Annotated in this window: 3 protein-coding genes; all 3 read left to right on the top strand. The window is 68.5% G+C overall.

Annotated features, from left to right (window positions below):
- Positions 1–666: SDR family oxidoreductase (locus JYJ84_RS35520; protein ID WP_205190201.1), on the top strand; the 666-nt coding region annotated here is incomplete at its 5' end.
- A 37-nt stretch (positions 667–703) separates the two neighbouring features.
- Positions 704–1,231 (top strand): cupin domain-containing protein, encoded by a 528-nt coding sequence (locus JYJ84_RS35515; protein WP_043177345.1) that lies wholly within the window; start codon positions 704–706, stop codon positions 1,229–1,231.
- Between the two features lie 18 nt (positions 1,232–1,249).
- Positions 1,250–1,895, top strand: a 646-nt coding sequence (locus JYJ84_RS35510) for an alpha/beta fold hydrolase (protein ID WP_205190200.1), incomplete at its 3' end; no start/stop codon positions are given.

Genomic DNA, 1,895 nt, shown 5'->3' with positions numbered 1-1,895 from the left:
GGCGCGCAGGTCGCATTCGGCGACGTGCTGGCCGACGACGGCCGTGCGCTTGCCGAGCAACTCTCGGAAGCGGGCCACGTCGCGCATTTCTTCGCACTCGATCTCGCCGATCCGGCGAGCGTCACGGCATTCGTCGCGCAGGGCGCGGCGGCGCTCGGCGGTATCGATGCGCTGATCAACAACGCGGCGATCACGAACTCGGGCGGCAAGCTGTCGACCGAGCTCGACGTGTCGACGTGGGACGCCGTGATGAACGTGAACGTGCGTGGCGTGTGGCTCGTCAGCAATGCGGCGCTGCCGTACCTCGCGCAGTCGGGCCGCGGTGCGATCGTGAACCTCGCGTCGGACACCGCGCTGTGGGGCGCGCCGAAGCTGCTCGCGTACGTCGCGAGCAAGGGCGCGGTGATCGCGATGACGCATGCGCAGGCGCGCGAGTTCGGCGCGCACGGCGTGACGGTCAACGCGATCGCGCCGGGGCTCACCGAAGTCGAGGCGACCGCCTACGTGCCGGCCGAACGCCACGCGTTCTACATGCAGGGCCGCGCGCTGACGCGTGCGCAGGTGCCCGACGACGTGACGGGCCCGGTGCTGTTCCTGCTGTCGGACGGCGCGCGCTTCGTGACGGGTCAATTGCTGCCGGTGAACGGCGGCTTCGTGATGAATTGATTGAATTGAAGTTTTCACTCTGATGAAGGAGAGGACGATGGCGGACGCCGATCTCGAACGCAAGTCGTGGGACCAGCCGGAAGGCGCAAGCTTCAACGACTGGATGGAAGGGCGCGTGGCGCGCTACGCGACCCGTCGCTACGACTGGGACGCACTGAAGTTCCAGGCCGACTACGACCCGAAGTACCGCCGCGCGCAGATGCGCTACGTCGGCACGGGCGGCACGGGTGTCGCGAAGGACGTCAACACGGTGCCGGCCGGCGGCTTCACGTTCTCGACGATGGTCATCCCGGCCGGCAACATCGGCCCGAGCCACATCCACATGGACGTCGAGGAAATCTTCTTCGTGCTGCGCGGCAAGATGAAGGTGATCTGCGAACGTGACGGCGAGACGTGGGAAGCGATCCTCGGCGAGCGCGACCTGATCTCGGTGCCGCCGGGCGTGTATCGCACGGAAATCAACATCGGCGAGGAAGATGCGCTGATGTGCGTGATGCTCGGGTCGCCGAAGCCGATCACGCCGACGTATCCGCCCGATTCGCCGCTCGCGAAGATCAAGCGTTGAGACGGAGCGGGTGAAGCAATGAGTGTCATCGACAAACGTGAACGCGACCGCACCGCGGCGTTCGCCGCGCTGCTCGGGCAGTTTCCCGAACAGCGTTGCGCGGCCGGCGCAGCGGGCACGATCGGTTATCGCGAGGCCGGCGCGCAGCATGCAGGCCGTGCGCTGCCCGTCGTGCTGCTGCACGGCATCGGTTCGGGCGCCGCATCGTGGGTCCGCCAGCTCGACACGCTAGGCGCATCGCGGCGCGTGCTCGCGTGGGATGCGCCCGGTTATGGCGTGTCGACGCCGGTGCACGGCGCGTCGCCGGCCGCCACCGATTACGCGGCATCGCTGAATGCGTGGCTCGAGGCACTCGGCATCGAACGCTGCGTGCTGGTCGGTCATTCGCTCGGCGCGATCATCGCGGGCGGCCTCGCCCGCGTGATGCCTGCGCGGATCGCCGGCCTGCTGCTGGTGTCGCCCGCGGGCGGCTACGGTAGCGCACCGGCCGAAACACGCGAATCGCGCCGCGACGCGCGGCTCGCGATGCTTGACGAACTCGGCCCGGCCGGGCTTGCCGAGCAGCGCAGCGGCAACATGCTGTCCGGTTTCGCGAACGAGGATGCGCGTGCATGGGTGCGCTGGAACATGGCGCGCATCGTGCCGGCCGGCTACGCGCAGGCCA

The organism is Burkholderia sp. LMG 13014, assembly GCF_905232215.1.
Lineage (GTDB): Bacteria > Pseudomonadota > Gammaproteobacteria > Burkholderiales > Burkholderiaceae > Burkholderia.
This window is presented reverse-complemented; position numbering and strand designations above follow the sequence as displayed.